General features: G+C 43.8%; 18 protein-coding genes. 3 read left to right on the forward strand and 15 right to left on the reverse strand.

All coding sequences use genetic code 11. The features are described from left to right. Positions 1-7: 7 nt before the first annotated feature. Positions 8-883, reverse strand: a complete 876-nt coding sequence (locus MKX68_RS25585; protein WP_340914571.1) for a fumarylacetoacetate hydrolase family protein — start codon at positions 881-883, stop codon at positions 8-10. Between the two features lie 215 nt (positions 884-1,098). Between MKX68_RS25585 and MKX68_RS25590 the strand changes: the two genes are divergently transcribed. Then, positions 1,099-2,010: an AraC family transcriptional regulator gene (locus MKX68_RS25590; protein WP_340914572.1), complete on the forward strand. Its 912-nt coding sequence runs from the start codon at positions 1,099-1,101 to the stop codon at positions 2,008-2,010. Between the two features lie 194 nt (positions 2,011-2,204). Here MKX68_RS25590 and MKX68_RS25595 read toward each other — a convergent pair whose 3' ends face one another. After that, entirely contained in the window at positions 2,205-3,626 is a 1,422-nt protein-coding gene (locus MKX68_RS25595; RefSeq protein WP_340914574.1) for a family 43 glycosylhydrolase, read from the reverse strand. 135 nt (positions 3,627-3,761) lie between these two features. Between MKX68_RS25595 and MKX68_RS25600 the strand changes: the two genes are divergently transcribed. Continuing rightward, a complete protein-coding gene (locus tag MKX68_RS25600; RefSeq protein WP_340914576.1) occupies positions 3,762-4,571 on the forward strand; it encodes a helix-turn-helix transcriptional regulator in 810 nt (269 codons plus the stop codon). A 196-nt stretch (positions 4,572-4,767) separates the two neighbouring features. Here the strand turns inward: MKX68_RS25600 and MKX68_RS25605 are convergent, their stop codons facing one another. The 5 genes from MKX68_RS25605 to MKX68_RS25625 form a co-directional block, all read right to left on the reverse strand. Continuing rightward, entirely contained in the window at positions 4,768-5,736 is a 969-nt protein-coding gene (locus tag MKX68_RS25605; protein WP_340914577.1) for an ROK family protein, read from the reverse strand. Between the two features lie 323 nt (positions 5,737-6,059). Beyond that, a complete protein-coding gene (locus tag MKX68_RS25610; RefSeq protein ID WP_340914578.1) occupies positions 6,060-7,013 on the reverse strand; it encodes an alpha/beta hydrolase in 954 nt (317 codons plus the stop codon). A 57-nt stretch (positions 7,014-7,070) separates the two neighbouring features. Further along, on the reverse strand, positions 7,071-8,123 hold the full coding sequence (locus MKX68_RS25615; RefSeq protein ID WP_340914579.1) for an LLM class flavin-dependent oxidoreductase: 1,053 nt from the start codon (positions 8,121-8,123) through the stop codon (positions 7,071-7,073). 28 nt (positions 8,124-8,151) lie between these two features. Beyond that, on the reverse strand, positions 8,152-9,021 hold the full coding sequence (locus MKX68_RS25620; RefSeq protein ID WP_249910573.1) for an NAD(P)-dependent oxidoreductase: 870 nt from the start codon (positions 9,019-9,021) through the stop codon (positions 8,152-8,154). 159 nt (positions 9,022-9,180) lie between these two features. Further along, complete coding sequence (locus MKX68_RS25625) at positions 9,181-9,765, reverse strand: TetR/AcrR family transcriptional regulator (RefSeq protein WP_340914580.1); 585 nt, start codon at positions 9,763-9,765, stop codon at positions 9,181-9,183. 153 nt (positions 9,766-9,918) lie between these two features. Here MKX68_RS25625 and MKX68_RS25630 point away from each other — a divergent pair, with 153 nt between their 5' ends. After that, positions 9,919-10,401 (forward strand): hypothetical protein, encoded by a 483-nt coding sequence (locus MKX68_RS25630; protein ID WP_340914581.1) that lies wholly within the window; start codon positions 9,919-9,921, stop codon positions 10,399-10,401. A 204-nt stretch (positions 10,402-10,605) separates the two neighbouring features. Here MKX68_RS25630 and MKX68_RS25635 read toward each other — a convergent pair whose 3' ends face one another. From MKX68_RS25635 to MKX68_RS25670, 8 genes are all read right to left on the reverse strand, one after another. Then, positions 10,606-11,778, reverse strand: coding sequence for an MFS transporter (locus MKX68_RS25635; protein WP_340914582.1), 1,173 nt, complete (start codon positions 11,776-11,778; stop codon positions 10,606-10,608). A gap of 24 nt (positions 11,779-11,802) precedes the next feature. Further along, positions 11,803-12,621: a MerR family transcriptional regulator gene (locus MKX68_RS25640; protein ID WP_340914583.1), complete on the reverse strand. Its 819-nt coding sequence runs from the start codon at positions 12,619-12,621 to the stop codon at positions 11,803-11,805. A gap of 252 nt (positions 12,622-12,873) precedes the next feature. Continuing rightward, positions 12,874-13,293 (reverse strand): arsenate reductase (thioredoxin), encoded by a 420-nt coding sequence (gene arsC, locus MKX68_RS25645; protein WP_340914584.1) that lies wholly within the window; start codon positions 13,291-13,293, stop codon positions 12,874-12,876. 38 nt (positions 13,294-13,331) lie between these two features. After that, positions 13,332-14,627 (reverse strand): arsenic transporter, encoded by a 1,296-nt coding sequence (locus MKX68_RS25650; RefSeq protein ID WP_340914585.1) that lies wholly within the window; start codon positions 14,625-14,627, stop codon positions 13,332-13,334. 73 nt (positions 14,628-14,700) lie between these two features. Continuing rightward, entirely contained in the window at positions 14,701-15,027 is a 327-nt protein-coding gene (locus tag MKX68_RS25655; protein ID WP_091030116.1) for an ArsR/SmtB family transcription factor, read from the reverse strand. Between the two features lie 142 nt (positions 15,028-15,169). Further along, the gene (locus MKX68_RS25660) at positions 15,170-17,638 is read right to left on the reverse strand and encodes an FAD-dependent oxidoreductase (RefSeq protein ID WP_340914586.1); all 2,469 of its coding nucleotides are present in this window, start codon (positions 17,636-17,638) and stop codon (positions 15,170-15,172) included. Further along, positions 17,635-17,949 carry an ArsR/SmtB family transcription factor gene (locus MKX68_RS25665; RefSeq protein ID WP_036615511.1) on the reverse strand — a complete coding sequence of 105 codons (315 nt, stop codon included), beginning with the start codon at positions 17,947-17,949 and terminating at the stop codon, positions 17,635-17,637. Before MKX68_RS25665 ends, MKX68_RS25660 begins: the two co-directional genes overlap by 4 nt. A gap of 240 nt (positions 17,950-18,189) precedes the next feature. Continuing rightward, the gene (locus MKX68_RS25670; RefSeq protein ID WP_340914587.1) at positions 18,190-20,004 is read right to left on the reverse strand and encodes a family 43 glycosylhydrolase; all 1,815 of its coding nucleotides are present in this window, start codon (positions 20,002-20,004) and stop codon (positions 18,190-18,192) included. Positions 20,005-20,187: the final 183 nt, after the last annotated feature.

The following is a 20,187-nucleotide window of genomic DNA, read 5'->3' on the forward strand; positions in this document are numbered from 1 at the left end:
TTATACATTAGTTTGAAATGACTGGATTAATAAGTGTCCCGATATCGCTAATGGATATTTCAATGCGGTCCCCGGGTGCAAGTGTAAAATCATTAGGTGGCACAATGCTGGTGCCTGTCAATAACACCGTACCGTCAAACAGTTCGTTATCTCTGGCCAGGAAAGAAACCAGTTCATCGAGTTTTCGGTTTAACTCACTTGTGCTTGCCTCGCTTTTGACAACTATTTCACCTTCGCGATATATCTCGCAGACAATGCTGAACGCATATGGATTCTGCACCGTTTCCGCTAGACGAATGGCTGGCCCTATGGAGCAAGAATTGCGCCACATTTTTGCTTGTGGCAGATACAGAGGGTTCTCCCCTTCAATATCGCGGCAGCTCATGTCATTGCCAACGATGTATCCCACAATGCTGCCATCCGCGGCAAGCACCAACCCCAGCTCAGGCTCCGGGATCTGCCAATTGGAATCGCTGCGAAGTGTGACAGCCTCATTGGGCCCGACGGTGCGGGCTGCTGTGGATTTAAAAAAGATCTCCGGCCTTTCGGCATCATAAACTTTATCGTAAAAGGTCTTTGCATCCAGCTTGCCTTCCGTTGCTTCATAATTTCGCGCTTCCCGGCTGCGCTGATAAGTCACACCCGCCGCCCATACTTCTGGAGCTTCCAATGGAGTGATTAGATGCAGGGAAGTCCAATCGTCAGTTAACTTGTTCAATGGTTTAAAAGCGCTTTCAACAAGTTGGACTGGAGAAATCCCCTGCTTTCTTGCTTGATCGATCAAAGTCATAAAATCTGCTTGTGGCAAACGATACGCTTGTTCATCATCCGTAACGGCTGCCAGCCACTTCTGTTGTCCATCCAGAAATCGAATAATTCTCATTCAAGCTTGCCTCCATTTTTCCCCATCGGGTTGATAATACTACCATAGCATTCGCTATGGTTCATGACGATGTTCTAATCACTCCGACGATTTACCCTTTTCACGCATTTTTTTTCTGTTAAGATGAGGTTATATCCGTTGAACTAAAGATGATTTACGAGGACACTCCGATGACAGGATGTTGGTATAGAATAGTACTAGGGGGTTGGTTTGCTGTGACCAAGCTTTCGGATGCTGTGTATTTAGGTCGTCTGCCCGATGTTCGCATGTCTTTTCAATTATTGGGGCTGCATGCCAGAAAAGTGGATTCCAATTGGACATACCCGTCCCATGAACATTCCATGTATGAAGTGCACTGGATGATGGACGGCGAGATGAACATGGTCATTAATGGGCAGTCTTATCATCAGTCGGTGGGTGACCTCCTGTTCATCCGGCCTGGTATGACCCATTCTTGCACGGGTGCCGGACCAGAGGGTTTCACTTATTTCTCGGTGCATTTCAGCATACACGATACGTCCTTTTGCAGGGAACTTAACCGTTGCAAAGACATCTATTATCCGGCAAATTCGAATTTGGCTCTGGGGCTCTCCCCTTCCCTGTCTACCTTGTATAATCTGGCCACAGAGCATTTGTCTAGCTCGCTATCTTCCTCCAAACAAATGAAGGTACATGCCGCTGTGTTTGAACTGCTCGGCTCCTTGGTCGGCCAGTTATCTCAGCAAGCCTCCGTTACATTGTCGAGAAAAGAAACCATTGCCCATCAGATTGCCGAGCACATTGAGGATTCGGTAAGATATATCCATCTTCACGGGGAAATTCAGGAGAGTGAGCGAACCTGGATTCAGGATATTGCCAAATCGCTGAGCATTAGCCCGTCACAGGTTAATCGTATATTTCGGCAGGTATACGGCATCGCTCCGCGTAAGTTTCTATCCGAAACCCTTCTGAACGAAGCACAGCGCTTGTTAAAACAAACGGACCTGAACATAGACCATATTGCGATGATGCTGGGGTATAAGACTAATGCGCATTTCAGCCGCCAGTTCAAGCGGTGGACAGGCATTGCGCCAAGTGAATTTCGCAGTCATTCTCAGCAGGCCGGAGAAGCCACACATTCAGATTGACTATACTTAACTTTTTGAGATTCCTGAGAGAATCTCTGTAATCCCAGAGCCATCTGACCATTGCAGTAAGAGTGTTACGACCATGAGATGCAGCAATCTCTGAGCCGCAGGAAGCTAACCAATACAAAAAGCAGCTGCTGGATGTCCAGTAGCTGCTCTATCTTTCTCAGGGGGACTATGTTCCTCTGTTATACTTACGCTAAAATAAATGCAGCGAGGCTCGCACTTCCCGAACCCCGATATGTAAAATACAACGCCTGTACGCCATCAGGAATAATAATCTCGGCTGTATAGGGTTTCCAATGATTTGTAAAATGCACCGGGATTGTACCCAGTGCTGGGCCGTCCCATGCTGTTTTGACCTCGAATACCCCGTTACAATATCCGCGCACCTTGATTGAGACTTCGCGAATTCCTTTGCAATCAAAATACTTAAATCCTGCAGTTGCGGATTCAACCATATTGGCAATATAACCAGTCTCTTCATCACCGTCTCTACCATCCTGGGTTATCTTCGGAAAGCGGCTGTCCAGCCAGGCTCCTGCCCCGAAACCTCCAGTGTACTTCTGATCATCTTTGGTCAAAAGATTACATGCAAGATATGCGGGGTATTCGCCTTTTCCTTCAAGCGGTCTCCCACTAGCACCAGAGGAAGTCATTTCCACCTGAGGAATGCTGCCGTCCTCTGTAAAAAATACCTTCTCAATACAGCCCTGTCGGTTGAAAGCGTCCCCATTGGTATGACGGTGATAGAAGACATACCAGTCTCCGTTGATCTCCACAATGCTGCCATGGTTATTGCCTCCATAATACATGGGTTTGTCAGCAGGTTTGTAGGAGTCGATATGGAGATCACAGTTGCTTACGATGACGCCCTGATATGTAAATCCTTTATTTGGAAATTGACTGGTGGCATAACATAATTCATGCATAACGATGGAGGAATATACCAGGTAGTAGGTATCACCTCTCTTCCGGATGGAAGGCGCCTCAAAAAATTCATGTCCCTCATAACCGCTACCCTCACTGTAAGGCTCGCTAGGTGCTACGAATACGGGTTCTTCTACAATCGTCAGCATATCCGGACCTAGCATCGTGCACATCGCGCCATGTCTTGATTGGTCTCCGGCCGCACAGAAGCCGGTATACAGATAAGTGAGCTGTCCTTCAGTCATCAAGCCGGGATCGAACTGGGGCTCGTCCCCTTCTCTTTCGCCCAGACGAGTGCCGTCGTCATACTGTACATAACCATAGAATTCATATTCACCGGCAGGTGCATCACATACAGCCACCGAAACAACGGGTACCTTATCCAGCACATAATACAGATAATACCGCCCATCGGGACCCAACGTAACATCTGGCGCATACAAGCACATATGGCCATTCGGATTCAGAGGGTCATCTGTTTTTCGGTAGATCACCCCTTCATTTCTCCAATTCCCAAGGTCATTCACGGGTGCAGACCAACATACATAATCGTTTAGACAGAAGGCATGTCCGTTAAAACGGTCATGTGATCCATACACATATACTCTTTCATTGAATACATAAGGCTCACTATCAGGTACGTACTCCCAGGATGGAAGATATGGGTTGAACCCCTGCTTGTTCATTCCAGCTACACTCCTCATATAATCGTAATAGTACATTCGTTCTATGAAATGAAGATAAATCTCGTATAATAGAAAATATCTTAAGTAGTGTATTGACTATTCTTTTCTACAACTTAAAGAGAAAGGGAAGGAACCATGACATCTATTTTTTATGTTGAATGTGAAGCGGTACATCAGAACCATTTTGTTTTTGATATCCCTGAAGGGCATGATGCCTGGCTATTAGTCATTACACAGACCCCTGCCCAGTTTTGGGTTGATGGACAACTTAAGGATTACCCGGCTCATTGTGCCGTACTTTTCAAACCGCATCAAAAAATATATTATCGGGCTTGTTCAGAGCACTATATAAATGATTGGATTCGTTTTGAAAGTGATGAACCGTTTGTAACCGATACCTCCCTTCCGTCAGGCACACCTTTCCCGCTGGATGATCCGGAATACTGTCATAAGCTGTTCCAATTGCTTGTTGCAGAGCATTCTTTTCAGAACGATTACCGGGAATCATCCATCAATTGCCTGCTGCGAACCTTGTTCAATAAATTGCTTGAGTCTTGTGTCCAAGAGGATATTAGTCCTCAGCACTATCCTCTGTTGAAGCTTCGAACGGCAATTCATAACCATCCCAGCCATCCTTGGACAGTATCTGAAATGGCGAAGATCATAAACGTCAGTCCGGGGTACCTGCAATTGATGTACAAGAAATCATTTGGCCTCTCGTGTATGGAGGATGTTATTCATAGCAGAATACGTTTGGCCAAAGAATATCTCAGACATCATTTGTATACGGTTGCAGAGATTGCCGATCGATGCGGTTACCGAAATGTCGAGCATTTTTGCAGGCAGTTCAAACAAGTGACCGGTTCCTCGCCTAAGCAGTTTCATAAACGACGTGAAGGTATCCCGGCTGACATAACAGAGTTGGGATATAAATCTCACGCTTAAAGGGGATGTACTTAGATCAATGGAAAAATCCCACTCTGGTCCAATGGGTGTTTACATATACCTTAGCCATCCAATCGGTATAAACAACATCGAAGTTTTTAGCGTTCTCTGCTGTCATTTTAAGTTAAGGTTTTAGACTGTATGATGCAATGACATATTCTCAAGCATGATTGATCAATTATCATATTGTAATACCTTATAAGGGCATCTTATTCCTCGCATATGCAGCTGCACCGATCATCCCTGCTTGTCCGCCTAATTTTGCTTGCACTATTTTACAAGCCCTGGAAGAAAGCCTTAACGCATGATTCTCAACAGTATCACGCACGGTATTCAGCAAGCGATCACCAGCTGCCGACATTCCTCCACCAACAATAATCACTTCTGGATTGAACAGATTGATTACATTGGAAAGACCAAATCCGAGAATCTTACCGGTCTCATGCATAACTTCAATAGCAAGTAAATCTCCAAGATCGTAAGCTTCCGAGATCATACGTGCAGTGATTGTCGTCCAATCCTCTCCCACCCATTCCAGAATCATACTTGATCGGCCTTCCTCCAGCTTGTCTGTAAAGGTTTTGACGATTCCTATCGCAGACACGTATCTCCCCAGACAGCCCGAACTTCCACAACGACAAGGCCGCCCCTCCCGGTACATATTCATATGACCGATTTCGCCCGCACTTGATGTCGTACCGTAGAGAACTTTTCCGTCATTGACAATACCAGATCCCAAACCGGTACCTAACGTAATCAATATCAGGTTTTTATATCCAGTGCCTGCACCAAACAGCCATTCACCATACAGATTTACCCGAACATCATTGTCGATATATACAGGGAATCCAAAATGATTTTTTATATAATCCACGACATGAATGTTTTCCCAGTCTGGAAAATTAGGTGAAAATATGGATAATCCCTGTTCCGGATCTAATAATCCAGGAATGCCCATACCCATGCACAGAATAGAAGCTGGCTGGATGCCCTCATATGTCAGAATTTCTTGAATAATGTCTACCATTCGGTTTAACACGTGGAACGGCCCTTTTGCCGCCTCCGTAGGGTCACTTCTTTCATGAATTTTTTGAAACTCTAGGTTGAAGATGGCGGACTTAATATTGGTTCCACCCAGATCAATTCCAATTATGTATTTTCGCATAATAATCTCCGCTCTCATTTATTTTGATACCAAGGAACGTGTTCCAAGGTTTTCTTTTGGTTACCAGATTAAGATAAAGTGTCTACTTTCTATCGGAGTCACTCACTATAGTATAGGGGCATAGCTCGAAATTGAAAAAAGAAATCTAAAGAACGAGTTATTCTGGTTGGAAGCCTGGAACTTAACCCCATTTCGATCTTTTTGAATTATTTATTTATACTTATATCTCCAAACAAAAGAAGTCACTAATGTAGTGACTTCTTCGGACATAAAGTTTCCTATTATAATTTTCTTTAAGTTTAAAGGTTCTGATGCATCAATCCTTATTTAAGGGTTCTATTTGGATGAAGTGCACGAGCCATTGCATCCATATAACCCTGAACAGCGCGCTGACTCACTTCTGTTTCTGGAGCAAGAATTTCGAAAAGGTGGAAACAACCTGGATAGAGGTGAAATTCTACATCCACACCTGCTTGTGCTAGTCGTGCCAAGTACTCCATCGTCTCATCCCGGAATAGATCGAGCTGACCTACACAAGTATAGGCTGGCGGCAATCCGGCCAAGTTCTCTGCTCTCGAAGGTACTGCATAAGAAGAACTTCCATTGACATCGTTCTCCTCACCAAGGTACATATTCCAAGCAGCCACGTTGTCCGTTCGGTTCCAGACTGAACCCTCTTCTGTAATCTCATGACTAGATGGGGTGATGTTACGATTATCTAACATCGGGTACAATGGCATTTGGAAGATAATCGACGGACCTCCTTTATCACGTGCCATCAGCGCGAGTGCTGCTGTCAGCCCTCCACCACCGCTAGCACCGGCAATCGCAACCCGATTCACATCAATACCAAGCATTGCTGCTTCCTCCGTCATCCATACCAATCCAGCATAACAATCTTCAATCCCCGCAGGATATGGATGCTCAGGAGCGAGCCTATAATCGACTGATACGACAATACATTCTGCTGTCTGAACAAAACGCTCGCACAATTTGTCGTCCATATCGGGATGTCCTAACACGTACCCGCCTCCGTGAATCCATAACATGGCTGGTAGTAAATCATTCGTTCGATCGGCAGGTTCGTATATTTTGACCAGCATCTCACCTCCATCCCTCGGAATTTTCCGGCGAGTTGTGTTTACATGCTCTGAATTTTTCACCGATGCAGCCGATACTAAGTTTCTGCTCCACTCTAAATTTTTCTCCAACTCAAACCCTGGAAATTGTGAATAAACCTCTCTTAATTCTGGTAATATACGTGTCTCAATACTCATGATAATTCCTCCAAATATAATAATGAATTCGATCGTGTACGTTTTTTCAGTTAATTCTTATCTCATTTCAGCTTCCCACTTGGAAATTTCCTCTCGTACTCGCGGTGCAACCTCTTTACCGAGCAGTTCTATAGCCCGCATTACCAACTCATGTGGCATCGTGCTTAAGGGAACATACATCATGAAACGTGTAATTCCTACATGCTTGCGCAGATGAATAATTTTTTGAGCAACTGTTTCCGGATCCCCTACATACAACGCACCATCAGAGCTGCGGGCAGCATCATAGCTGGAACGATCATAATATGCCCACCCCCGCTCTTTGCCGAGTTTATTCATGCCGTACTGAGTGGACGGGAAAAAGAGTTCTGCGGCCTTTTCCGTATCTTCTGCAACAAATCCGATTGAATGTGAACCTACCCGAAGCTGTGATACATCATGACCAGCATGAGCTGCCGCCTTTTTATACAGTTCTACAAGTGGCGCGAATTTCGTTGGATTACCACCGATAATTGCAAGAACTAGTGGCAGACCTAGGATTCCAGCACGTATGGCAGACTCCTGAGTACCTCCGCTACCGATCCATACAGGTATAGAATTCTGAACAGGACGCGGGTATACCCCCAGATTATGTATCGCTGGTCGATGGCCTCCACTCCAAGTGACTTTCTCGGATTCCCGTAATCTAAGAAGCAGTTCAATGTTTTCATTAAATAAATCCTCGTAGTCATTCAGGTTATAACCAAACAGCGGAAAGGATTCAATGAAGGAACCCCGACCCGCTATAATCTCGGCACGTCCATTGGAGAGGCCGTCAAGCGTTGCAAAATCCTGAAACACACGGACTGGATCAGCTGAAGATAGGACCGTCACAGCACTTGTTAAACGAATCCGTTTTGTGAGGGGCGCCGCAGCGGACAACACCACTGCTGGTGAAGATGCTGCATAATCATCACGATGATGCTCACCTATGCCAAACACATCAAGTCCTACCTGATCTGCAAGGACAATTTCTTCCACAACTTCTTGCAATCGCTGAGCGTGGCTCATCACAACTCCGGTCTTCGTATCAGGCTTTGTTTCTACGAATGAAGTAACACCTATTTCCATAATTAATCTCTCCTTATATTTTCTTTCCTTAAGAGGAATGCTCAAGACAACGGATTAAAGCCGTCCAATCCAACTCACCATAACCATGGGTAATTCCTTCAGAGAGGTGTTGATGAATAAGCTGACCTAAAGGAAGTGGAGCTTGAACTGACTTGGCTGCCTCGATAGCTAATGCAACATCCTTTAACCCGAGCTTCATTTTAAAACCGGCTGGTTCAAAGCGCTGTTCGGTCATGATCGCGCCATAGTTCTGATATACAGGAGATTGAAAAAGAGCATTCACAACATCCATATATCGGGACGGCTTAATGCCGTGCTTTTCAACCATGAGCTGCGCTTCTGACAAAGCTTCCAGCATTGAAGCAATTAGAAAGTTAACGCCTATTTTGACAATGTTACCTTCTTCGCCATGATCCCCAATCTCAAATATCTCTTGACTTAGTGCTGTTAACATGGGAAGTACTCGTTGTCTTGCATGTTCCGGACCAGCTAAAATAATGCGCAATGTAGCTGCTTTAGCGGCATCCGGGCGCCCCATTACGGTGGCAGACACAAAGTGCTGGTGTCTCTCCGCATGCAAAGCGGATAATTTCCGAGCCAGATCTACGCTGATCGTACTGGCAGATACGTGAATTCCGTTTTCAGATAATCCGTTCAGCACGCCAGTTGGTCCCTCAACAATCTCTCTCAAAGCAGCATCATCAGATAACATGGTAATTACAAGATTGCTTTCTTTCGCTGCCTCTAGTGGTGTTTGGACATACCGTGCTCCCTGTTTTATTAATGGTTCAGCTTTTTCAGGGGTCCGATTAAAGATGACTACGTCATAACCCGCTTTCAACAGGTTTTGTGCCATTGGAAGGCCCATATTTCCAAGTCCAATAAACGATACCTTCATTGGTTGCATCTCCTTATTGTTGATGGATTGTTTCGATAACGGAATGAATGTTCCGGAATGATCAAAAAAATTATGGTCTTACAGATACTCTTCAAATGGAACCTTCAAAATATGAAAAATATAATAACGGAACAATCATTCCAATATTGCTAAAAAAAATTATATCCCTGCAATTACAAAGCTAATCATCTCTTTTGCACGTTCTGGATTTTGACCTGTTTTAGCCATAATATTCATGCTTTGATGTAAATTCAGCAATAAATAAGACACTGTTTTGATATCTGTTGTTTTATCTATCTCTCCCGATTGTTGGCCCTTCTCCAAAAGCTCGCAAAATGCTTGTTCCAACTCCGAAAAACTAGTCTGTATCAAGACATTTATCTGTTCATCTGGTGATTCCAATGTTGTAGCTGTATTCGTTACAAAACATCCGCCCGGTAGGGTGGTATCGTATGCTGAAGCAATATGATACTCAAAAAATTGAAGAATTCCATCTCTTACGTTTGATGCTTGTTCAAGAATGGTCTGCTTATTGGAACTCCCTTTTTTATAATGCTCCAGGGCATCTCTGTACAAGGTTTGCTTGTCGGAAAACGTATCATAAAGGCTGGATCGGCTAATGCCCATCACTTCCAGTAAATCCGGTATACTAGCAGCCTCGTATCCTTTTTTCCAAAACAACAGCATCGCTTCGTGTAACGCTTGATTTTTGTCAAATTCTTTAGTCCTGGCGATAAGTAACACCTCCCGTTTCAGAAATATAACATATCTGAACTGATCAGTCCAGAAAAGAATTTAGCAGGTCGTCGATCCTTATTGAAAATTTATCCATTAAAGAAATATATATGCTATATTTGACAGGTAACTTAAAACATATTGAGGAAAAGAGGATGTTCTATGAAAAAAGTCTTTTTATCTTGTCTTGCCATGCTCATATTTTTGATTCCTTTTTCTCCTGTGACTTCTGCCAGTGGAGATCGCCTGATTTATGACACGATGTATAATGTCGCTGGTAGAGGGTTAGTGTCAGACAATAATAGATTTTCGTTTCAATTTGATAACTGGGGCGATGCGCAGCTCTGGGATGTCAAGACACGTACAATGCTATGGAACTCCAAGACTAAAGACATGAGAATACATAAACTCCAGATTAGATATTTCAGCGGGAAGTTGGAAATATCAGATCCGCAAAACACACCTTATTGGACGTCGGATAATTTGGCGTGGGCTAAGGCATGGTATGGAGCAGACAATGTACCAGCTAATCTTAGAGGTAATGTGCTCATCATGCAAAATGACGGAAATCTGGTACTGTACAACAACGAAAATCCGGCCATGGGCTGGTATCCTGTCTGGGCTTCCAATACAGGTGGGCATTAGACACCATACAGTAATTTGTTAATGGATTCATGCTCTAATCTATCATGATGATGTAATGTGATTCTCGTTATAACTTTGTTATACACCAAAAAGATCTCTTCTGCAGTGAATGCTGAAGAGATCTTTTTTTATTTTACATATAACGGTCAATTACAACTCACAAATGCCAAGTACTGAGAAGCAAGGAATTTTCCATCACTGATATTACACTGGATCTGGCGTTCTAGTCCTGCGTCTCGATTTCTTAAATTGTAAGATGGCAAGAAGTAAAGCAATGCTTACAGCGGCAAAACCCAACCAATTCAAATACAGGACAGATGTATGACTGATCACAATCCCACCTAATCCAGATCCCAGTGCAAAACCAAATTGGATAAACGACGTATTTACGCTAAGGGCAATGTCGGGATTACGAGGTGCCAGTGTAACCAGATATAGTTGCTGGGCCGGAGATATGCTCCACGTTGCCAACATAAAAATCATTAAAACCAAGATTAACATCATAAGATTAACTCCAGCTAGAGCAAACAAAAGAAGAGTTATGCCTTGTAACAGAAGGCCTAGACAAATTGTAAACTTTGATCCCTTTGCATCTGCCAATTGTCCGCCCACTTTTGATCCGACAAAGCTGCAAATTCCCGCGAGAAACAGAACACCGCTTATCTCGGTCATGGTAAGAGCAGATGTAGCTTGTAAGAAAGGCGTAATGTACGTGAACAGTGTCGAATAGCCGCCGATATACAATAATGTAATAAGCAAGGCAGTCAGAATGAGTGGATTTTTTAAAATGGAGAGCTGCATTCTGAGGGTGATCTTTTCTTCCTCTTTGATTGCCGGAACCTTTTTGTAGATAATAAGTAATGGAAGAACACTTAACAATCCAATGATTACAAATAAAACTCTCCATCCAAACATTTCACTAAAAAATGTGCCCCATGGGACACCGAGCACTAGCGAACTGCTTAGCCCCATCAAAATGATGCCGATGGCATTGCCCCTTTTTTCTTTTTCAACCAGTCGTGTCGATACGGCCATCGCTACTACGGTAGCGATTCCTCCGCTCGCCCCTTGAATAATTCGCACCCATAGTAATGTTTCGTAAGAAAGGTTTACAAGCATAAGTCCGTTGCTGGCTATAAACACACTGAGGGTGGACACCAGTAACTTCTTGCGATCTATATTTATTGTAAATGCAATGAGAATCGGGGCGATAATGGCCGCTGCGAGAGCAAACACAGTCACTAGTAAACCCACTTCGGAAGTAGATACGCTCAAGTCTGCGGCGATCATTTCAATGACTCCTGTAATAATGTATTCAATGGTTCCAATCAGAAAAACAGCCAATGCGAGGACATAGATGATCCATTTATTTTTCAATTTACTCCACTCCGTCTTTTTCAGTTAATTATTTAGTATTGGAATTTGTATTTCTATAAATTGTGCATCTTTTTCTTGGGATAAAGGTAAATAAAGTTCCCTACCAGCTTCGTTTTCCTTGATCTGATAGTTATTCTTCTCAATCCATGTGGCTAGATGAACACAGGCTTTACAGGCAAAGGTGGCATTGGAACGATAAGCTATGGTGGCCATCATGGGTTCAGCAGGAAGAGTCCGCAATTGAAATGGGTCGGGAGGTGATCGCAGCTCACAGGTTAAGAAATAACCTATTTCGAACTCGAACTCTTCCTCTTGTCCTGCGATTTCTTTCCACAAAACAACCTGTGGTCCGTGGATTAGTTGGCGCATTTCTTTTGTTAATGACTGATCAAACTGATGAAATAAACTCGGGATCTCCTCTTCCCTCCCGCACCCTGTCTGAAAAAGAAACTGCCGAGCACCTTCCTCTTTGATTCGGATTTCTTGCCCAGTTTCGACGTGCCCCTCTTCCACTATAAGCTGCATACGTTCCTCAATTCGGAGAAGTTTGGCTTGTTCCGTATCAATAATCTGCTGAATTTCGCTTCTTTTTAGCTTAAACATGCCTTGAATATTCTCCAATGTAATATGTTCCTGTAGCAGCTGTGTGATTTGTGGCAACGTAAACCCCAATTCTTTATAAATGAAGATTCGGTTGAGCTCGAGAAGCTGATCTGCGGAATAGTAACGGTAACCCGTATCTTGATCTACCTTTCTCGGCTTAAGTATGCCAATCTGGTCATAATAACGCAGTGTTTTTAATGAGACCCTGCTTAGCCTGGAAAACGCACTGATTTTGAACAACATATCATCTCCAATCTTTTAACATAATGCGAGTATATAGTTTCCCGTACAGGGGAAAGTCAAGGGTATATATGCTTCTCATTTTTATAGCTAAAATCAAATACCTTCCTTGTCTTCACTCTATGTTGCTGTTATGGGTAAGTCAAAAAACCGTTTCTGAATGAAACGTTCATTTTTTTTGAACAAAAAAATGCCACTCATTGTGGCATTCTCTCGGTACTCATTCAATTATCCTGCTCAGGCAGGTTTGTACTATTTTCCAGTTTCAGCAAATGTTTTAATCCGTTCCCCGATCTGGTCACGAACCCTTTGGAATACAGCCCATTTCTCTTCATCTGACCCTTGCGCTTTGGCAGGATCATCAAATCCCCAGTGTTCCCGCTTCACATGTGGAGGCGTCATTGGACATTTATCTGCGGCATCCCCACACAACGTGACTACGAAATCAGCATTGTTCAACAACTCTGAATCAATGATGTCCGAGGTTTGAGTCGAAATATCCAGGTCAACTTCGTTCATGGCTGCAACCGCTTTTGGATTTAGACCGTGGGCCTCAATTCCTGCACTATAGATATTCCAGTCCTCACTCAGATATTTCTTGGCCCAGCCTTCGGCCATTTGACTCCGGCAGGAATTGCCTGTGCACAGGAAGTACAGTGTTTTTTTACTCATGTTCATCGTCTCCTCGTTGTTTGAATTATAGATTGCTTTTATAAAATGCTTAACCACAGATACAGCCCCACTAGTGTTATAAGCAGAGTTGGAATAGTGATAATGATACCTGTCTTGAAGTAAGTGCCCCATGAGATTTTGACGCCTTTCGTGCTAAGCACATGAAGCCAGAGCAGCGTAGCCAGTGAACCGATCGGGGTAATCTTGGGACCCAAGTCTGATCCAATAATATTGGCGTAAATGAGCGCCTCCCGAACCGTTCCTGTAGCCGTTGTTGCATCAATGGCAAGCGCATCAATTAGCACGGTAGGCATATTGTTCATCAAGGATGAAATAATTGCCGCGATAAAGCCCATACCAATCGTTGCCGCAAACAATCCTTGATCCGCTACAGCCTGAATGACCACGGCTAGGAGATCCGTTAAACCCACGTTACGTAGACCATAAATCACGACATACATACCGATGGAGAAAAATACGATGGCCCAAGGTGCTTCTCTGACAACTAATGCAGTCGGTACAGCAGAACTCCGGGAGGCCATGATCAGGAAGAATATCGCGACAACACCTGCAACAAGAGATACGGGAATTCCGATAAATTCACTGGTAAAGTATCCAATAAGTAGAACCCCTAACACCACCCACGACAATCGAAACATCTTCATATCCTTAATGGCAGTTACCGGAGGTTTCAATTCACTGGCATCAAATCGTTTGGGAATACTCTTGCGAAAAAAGAGATACAGTACACCGATACTCGCCGCCAGTGAGAACAGATTTGGAACAAACATCCTTCCCGCGTACTCCATAAAAGTAATACCAAAGAAATCGGCAGACACAATGTTGACCAGGTTACTTACAACCAGCGGTAAGGAAGTTGTATCCGCAATAAATCCGCTGGCGATAATGAATGGAAATACTTTTTTCTCATCGAAATTCAGTGCACGTACCATAGCTAGAACAATCGGTGTCAGAATCAGTGCGCCCCCGTCATTGGCAAAGAAGGCAGAAACCACCGCTCCCAGGATGGAGACGTAAACAAACATCCGTACACCATTGCCATGAGCGGCTTTGGCCATATGTAAGGCAGCCCACTCGAAAAATCCGATACGATCCAGAATTAATGAGATCAGAATGATTGCGACAAAAGCAAGCGTGGCGTTCCATACGATCTGTGTCACATCCCATACATCTTCCAAATTGACCACACCCACAAGTAAAGCTAGAATGGCTCCGCCACAAGCAGACCAACCAATCGACAGGTTTTTAGGCTGCCAAATAACAAGTACAAGTGTAATCAAAAAGATCAAGCAGGCTAACAGCGTAGAAAACAAATATATACACCTCCTTCCAGTTCAACTTAATTTATATTTGCATATAATGATATGCTTATATATCGATCAAAAATTAATTACATACTGAAGTAAAGTTTTCTTTATTTAACGATTTAAGAATAGTTGCTGTATCTGGCATCAATTCCAGGACAGATGTAATATAGGGTGTATTCTCTACATTTAAAGAGTAGTATACCCACTGACCACGTTTATTTTCTTTAACCAAACCTTGATCCTTCAGCTTGCGCAAATGTTGACTAATTCCAGGTTGTGACATGTCTAAAATCTCTACAAATTCACACACGCACCATTCACGTTCTTTGAGGAGTGTAAGGATCGTAAGGCGTGTTTTATCACCCAGCAATTTAAGCTTATCCGCTACCTCTTGCATAGAATCCATAGCACTTCCTCCTTCAACAACATATAAGTGTATGCTTATATTATAATAGCAAAAAAATGAAGTCAATGTTTACTTCATGATTAAGCCCAAAAAGCGTTGGTTCGAATTCGAATCAACGCTTTTTGGAATTTATGATCATTTTTTAAATAAACAGATTATGATTTGCTTGTGATGCTTGTCCAAGATAATAACCTACACCACCAATTTTGACTTGGTCTATTAATTCTTCACGTTGGATACCCATTAAATCCATGGACATTTGGCAGGCAACAATCTCTACTCCTTGTGCAATAGCGCTCTCAATCAATTCCTCCAACGAAGGCACATGATGTTTTTTCATCAAACCACGGATCATTTTCGGGCCTGCTCCGAGCATATTCATTTTGGACATGCCAAGCTTCTGGCTACCGCGAGGTAACATCTTATCAAACATACGACCGATCATGGTTTTGGATAACTTCTGCGGTTGCGGCTTACGAATAATACTCAATCCCCAAAATGTGAAAAACAGGGTTACTTTCCGTCCACTCGCTGCTGCCCCATTTGCAATAATGAGTGAGGCGATCGCTTTATCCAGATCACCACTGAAGACAACCATCGTGCTGGCAGGATCGCTGATGGGGGAATCCGATACGGGTTGTGTTGTATTTTTAACAATGACGGACTCAATGGTACCGCCTTTCATTCTTTCCAACTGCAAGATTGTGGAACCCGACATCGTGGCCCATGCTTTGACATCTTCATAGAAGCCTGGATCGGAAGCTTTCACGCGAAGGGTTTCCCCGTTCGAGAGTTGATCCATTTTCTGCTTCACTTGTATTAGCGGACCAGGACAACTTAATCCGCATACATTCAAGTCATGATCAATACGTTGCGGCTGTGTTGAGTCAGTGGGAATAGACTTTTTTTCCTTAACGTCCACCGCAGGATCATGATGATCTTGTTTTGCAGCAGTAAAAGGAGCAGGCTTAAACTGGGCTTGACGGTATGTTTTATAACCACCACTCAAGTTTTTCGCGCTAAAACCATGCTGGCGCAAAATTTGCGAAGCGGTGTAACCACGTAAGCCGACTTGACAGTATAGCCAGATTTCTTTGGATGGGTCTAATTCATCTAACCGTTGACGAAGCTCATCAACTGGAATAGAGAGTGAACCCGGAATATGACCATTTTGATGCTCAATTTCACTGCGAACATCCAGAAGTATCGACTGCTCCGGCTGACGATCAGCCAGTTGATTATAGGTGAAGGTCTGAACACGTCCAGTGATCATATTCTCTGCTGCATATCCAGCCATATTTACGGGATCTTTGGCAGAAGAAAATGGTGGCGCGTAACTCAGTTCAAGTTCTGTCAAATCCCGGACATGTCCTCCAAAATGAATGGCTACAGCAATGTCATCAATTCGTTTATCCACTCCATCATAACCGACTGCTTGTGCGCCTAAAATTTTACCTTCCGGAGTAAACAGCAGTTTAAGCGTAATTGCGCTCGAACCCGGATAATACGATGCATGAGAAGCAGGGTGTACGATAACGGTTTGATATTCCACTCCGAGACGTTGTAGTGTTTTCTCATTACTGCCTGTTGTGGCTGCGGTCATTCCAAATACTTTGATAATGGACGTACCTTGTGTTCCTTTATAGGTAGAAGGAAGCCCTGCGATACGGTCAGCAACAATACGACCTTGTTTGTTGGCAGGTCCGGCAAGTGGAATCGTTGCCTTCGTACCATGAATGGTTTCCGTAACTTCGATGGCATCCCCAACAGCATAGATATGTGGCACACTGCTTTCCAAAGCTTCATTTACGATAATATGTCCACGTGCACCCAGCGAAACGCCGCTATCTTTCAAAAAATAGGTGTCCGGCGTTACGCCTATCGCAAGAATAACCATGTCAGCAGTCAGCGTATGACCATCCGCAAGTTCAACTCCTATGCCCTGCTCTAGGGAATGGAATCCCTGAACACGCTTGGAAAACAGCAGGTTTACACCATGATTCTCCATTTCCTGTGCCAATGCGGCTGCTAACTCGGGATCATATGGTGTGAGTACTTGTGCGTTCCCCTCAATAAGCGTTACATCCAGACCAGCTTCCTTTAGATTCTCAGCCATTTCTACGCCGATAAATCCACCGCCTATGACGATCGAAGACTTGTTGTTAGAAGAACTTACCTGTTCTTTGATCCGATCGATGTCTGGAATACTTCGTACGGTATAAATTAGTGGATTGTCCTTACCCGGCAGATCGGGAATCATCGGTTTTGCACCTGGTGACAATATCAACTCGTCATAGCTTTCTTCATATGCACCGCGCTCCTGGGATTGTATCTTAACCACTCGCTTCTGCGAATCAATAGCTACGACCTCACTTCTTGTACGCACATCGATACGAAAGCGATCTGCCATCCCTTTTGGCGTCTGCACCAGCAGACGCTCTCGATCATCGATTGTGCCACCTATATAATAAGGTAAACCACAATTGGCAAATGAGATATAGGGTCCCTTCTCAAAGATAATAATCTCGGCATGTTCATCCAGACGGCGAAGACGTGCAGCTGCAGAAGCACCTCCAGCTACACCGCCAACAATAAGTACTTTTTTGCTCATGATTCACAATCATCCTTTTCAAATAAAGTTTTAATAATCTGTTCAACCCGTTGATCGGCAAGCACATAGTTCACTTCAAGTCCATTTCGCTCTGTAGCAACAATACCTGCACTACGAAGCTTTTGGAGGTGTTGTGAGACTGTTGATTGGGGAAGATCCAGACATTCCTGCATATAAGAGACATTACATTTTTTTTTCATCATCAGTCCCCGAACAATGCATAAACGAATGGGGTGAGACAAAGCTTTGAGCAGATTAGCTGGTTCATCGAACTGTTTAATGTTATTGCTGTCAAAAGCGGGAGTGTTCAAAAGTATTCCTCCTAAATCGTTATATCGTAATAATACGATTTGTTGATTCGCCTGTCAAATGTATTCTGGAATTAATGCGTTCAATAAGTCGCATACCCTCTCAACCCTACGATTTTGGCTGGTTTCAGGTGGAAGATAAAAATGATAAAAATGCCTGCAAAAACCGCTAAAAGCGACATTTGACAGGCATTCATGTTGTATCAGGCCTTTATAGATAGCGATTTAATTAAACGTCTTATATTAGAGTATAACAGGCTGGATCAGTCCGTCCTTACCAAAAAGAATCGGGTCCATACATATTTCGCGGTGATACCCCTTTCCAGATGAAAATCTGGAAAGGGGCGTTACAAAACGGTGATAGGCAATCCGTAGTTGACCGGTTTCATTTTCATTAAAGATACAGTGATGACCTGTTCCCAGCATGCCCTTCTCCACATTTTTGCTCAGGATTGGGTATCGATAGGTAATTGGACCATATAATTGCTCTGCCGTACCATAATTCACATGATAGTCTTCGCTACCTGTGTCATCACAGGACCACGTAAAGTGGTATAGTCCCCCCTGCTTTAACACAGTTACCGCCTCACGAAAATCATGCAAGCCCACCAGATTGCTCATTGTGTCCTCCACCACATTTATCATGTCTTCACCGAGCTCCACAATGGCAGCATGTCCATTGCCAAATAACAGATACGACTTTCCATTATCTTCGACATAGATAGAGGGATCAATCGCTTGTCCCATGGTAATGCCCAGACGTTTCAACTGCTCCATTGTGATTAAAGGCTGCGACTCGGCCAGGAATGGACCAATCGGTGTATCTGCTACAGCAACGCCAATGGCACTCTCTCCGTTCCGCATTTTGCCACAGAAATAAAAATAGAACTTTCCGTTTCGGCTGGCAATTGCCGGCGCCCAGGCATTACCGGTTGCCCAGGCAACATCCTCTGTTCCCAGATCAAGGATCACGCCTTCGTCTCTCCAATGCTTCAGGTCTGAAGAAGAAAACACCTTAAATTTTGTCCCCGACCACCCCTCGAAACCATCAGTCGTCGGATACATATAGTAACGATCCCCAAACTGTGCGACATCAGGATCGGCATATTGTCCGGGAAGCACCTGATGACCATCTCCGAAAGCCGCGAGAAGCCGGCTGCACTCCTCAGCTGTGATTGGCAGGACACTTCCATGACGCTTTTGAGTCGTTCCCATATCGTAATCACCATCAGGGACGATTCGGAATTCTCCGCTTCCCAGATCTGTAGTCAACAGAGGAAGATAACCCTTGCCTTCAGCAAATCGATCAACAATCAGGCACCATTCCTCCCGGTCATTGAATTTAAAGATTTGAGGTCCCTCCACACCTGCCACAGCCTCCAGTACTGGGGATTGCAGCGTAACAAACGCCCCTTTGTCCAGAGAGTCACCTTTTTCTACCCGTATGTTTTTGGTTGTTTCATCCTTGGAGTATCGATAATAAGATCCATCCGCAGGAAGAATCGTTGTATCAATAATATGATTATCCCGTTCAATGTATTTTTCCGATGCCGAGAACGTACGAAAGTCTTTTGTACGAGCGCTGTATATTTTTTGTTTTCGTTCTTGCTCCTGAGGTTCCTGCGTCGCAGAAGCCCAGAATACGAGAAACTCATCCGTTATTTCATCATACACAGCTTCTGGTGCCCAGACACATCCAGCGCCTTCAACACCTAGTGTAACGTTCCATGGGGATGACCAGTTCACGAGATTGCTGGATTCCCATACAATTACGTCACGGCTCCCGGCATTAACGGCATGAGTCCATCCTTTGCCGCTTGCGATGCGGAGATCCGTAGCAATCAGATAAAATTTATTATCCTTGACTGAACGAACCAGAAACGGGTCCCGTACCCCCTTTTCTCCAAGGTCGGAAAACAGCACAGGTGAGCCGCCATTAAGGTCCTTCCAGTGAAGACCATCTTCGCTATAGGAGAAATAAACCTGCTCTCCGTCTGGTTGTTCGCCAATAAAATGTACAAAGAGATACCCATCATAATTTGGAGTTGTTTTGGTCAATGGTAAAGAGCCTCCTGAAAATGAAATTGACTTTATTCTAACCGTCATAAAAAAATGAAAGCGTTCTACTTATGTTGTATCATACTTCAAAAACAGCGGAATGAGTATATGTTTGTAATCTCGTATGTTGCATAGAATTAACACATCGCCTTTATTTTACCTCAGGTATACAAAATTCTTGGT

This window comes from Paenibacillus sp. FSL M8-0212, assembly GCF_038004645.1.
Taxonomy (GTDB): Bacteria; Bacillota; Bacilli; order Paenibacillales; family Paenibacillaceae; genus Paenibacillus.

Coding starts and splice junctions, on each gene's coding strand:
- MKX68_RS25585 (WP_340914571.1), bottom strand. CDS start 883: ATGAGAATTATTCGATTTCTGGATGGACAACAGAAGTGGCTGGCAGCC.
- MKX68_RS25595 (WP_340914574.1), bottom strand. CDS start 3,626: ATGAACAAGCAGGGGTTCAACCCATATCTTCCATCCTGGGAGTACGTA.
- MKX68_RS25600 (WP_340914576.1), top strand. CDS start 3,762: ATGACATCTATTTTTTATGTTGAATGTGAAGCGGTACATCAGAACCAT.
- MKX68_RS25605 (WP_340914577.1), bottom strand. CDS start 5,736: ATGCGAAAATACATAATTGGAATTGATCTGGGTGGAACCAATATTAAG.
- MKX68_RS25610 (WP_340914578.1), bottom strand. CDS start 7,013: ATGAGTATTGAGACACGTATATTACCAGAATTAAGAGAGGTTTATTCA.
- MKX68_RS25615 (WP_340914579.1), bottom strand. CDS start 8,123: ATGGAAATAGGTGTTACTTCATTCGTAGAAACAAAGCCTGATACGAAG.
- MKX68_RS25620 (WP_249910573.1), bottom strand. CDS start 9,021: ATGAAGGTATCGTTTATTGGACTTGGAAATATGGGCCTTCCAATGGCA.
- MKX68_RS25630 (WP_340914581.1), top strand. CDS start 9,919: ATGAAAAAAGTCTTTTTATCTTGTCTTGCCATGCTCATATTTTTGATT.
- arsC (WP_340914584.1), bottom strand. CDS start 13,293: ATGAGTAAAAAAACACTGTACTTCCTGTGCACAGGCAATTCCTGCCGG.
- MKX68_RS25655 (WP_091030116.1), bottom strand. CDS start 15,027: ATGGATTCTATGCAAGAGGTAGCGGATAAGCTTAAATTGCTGGGTGAT.
- MKX68_RS25660 (WP_340914586.1), bottom strand. CDS start 17,638: ATGAGCAAAAAAGTACTTATTGTTGGCGGTGTAGCTGGAGGTGCTTCT.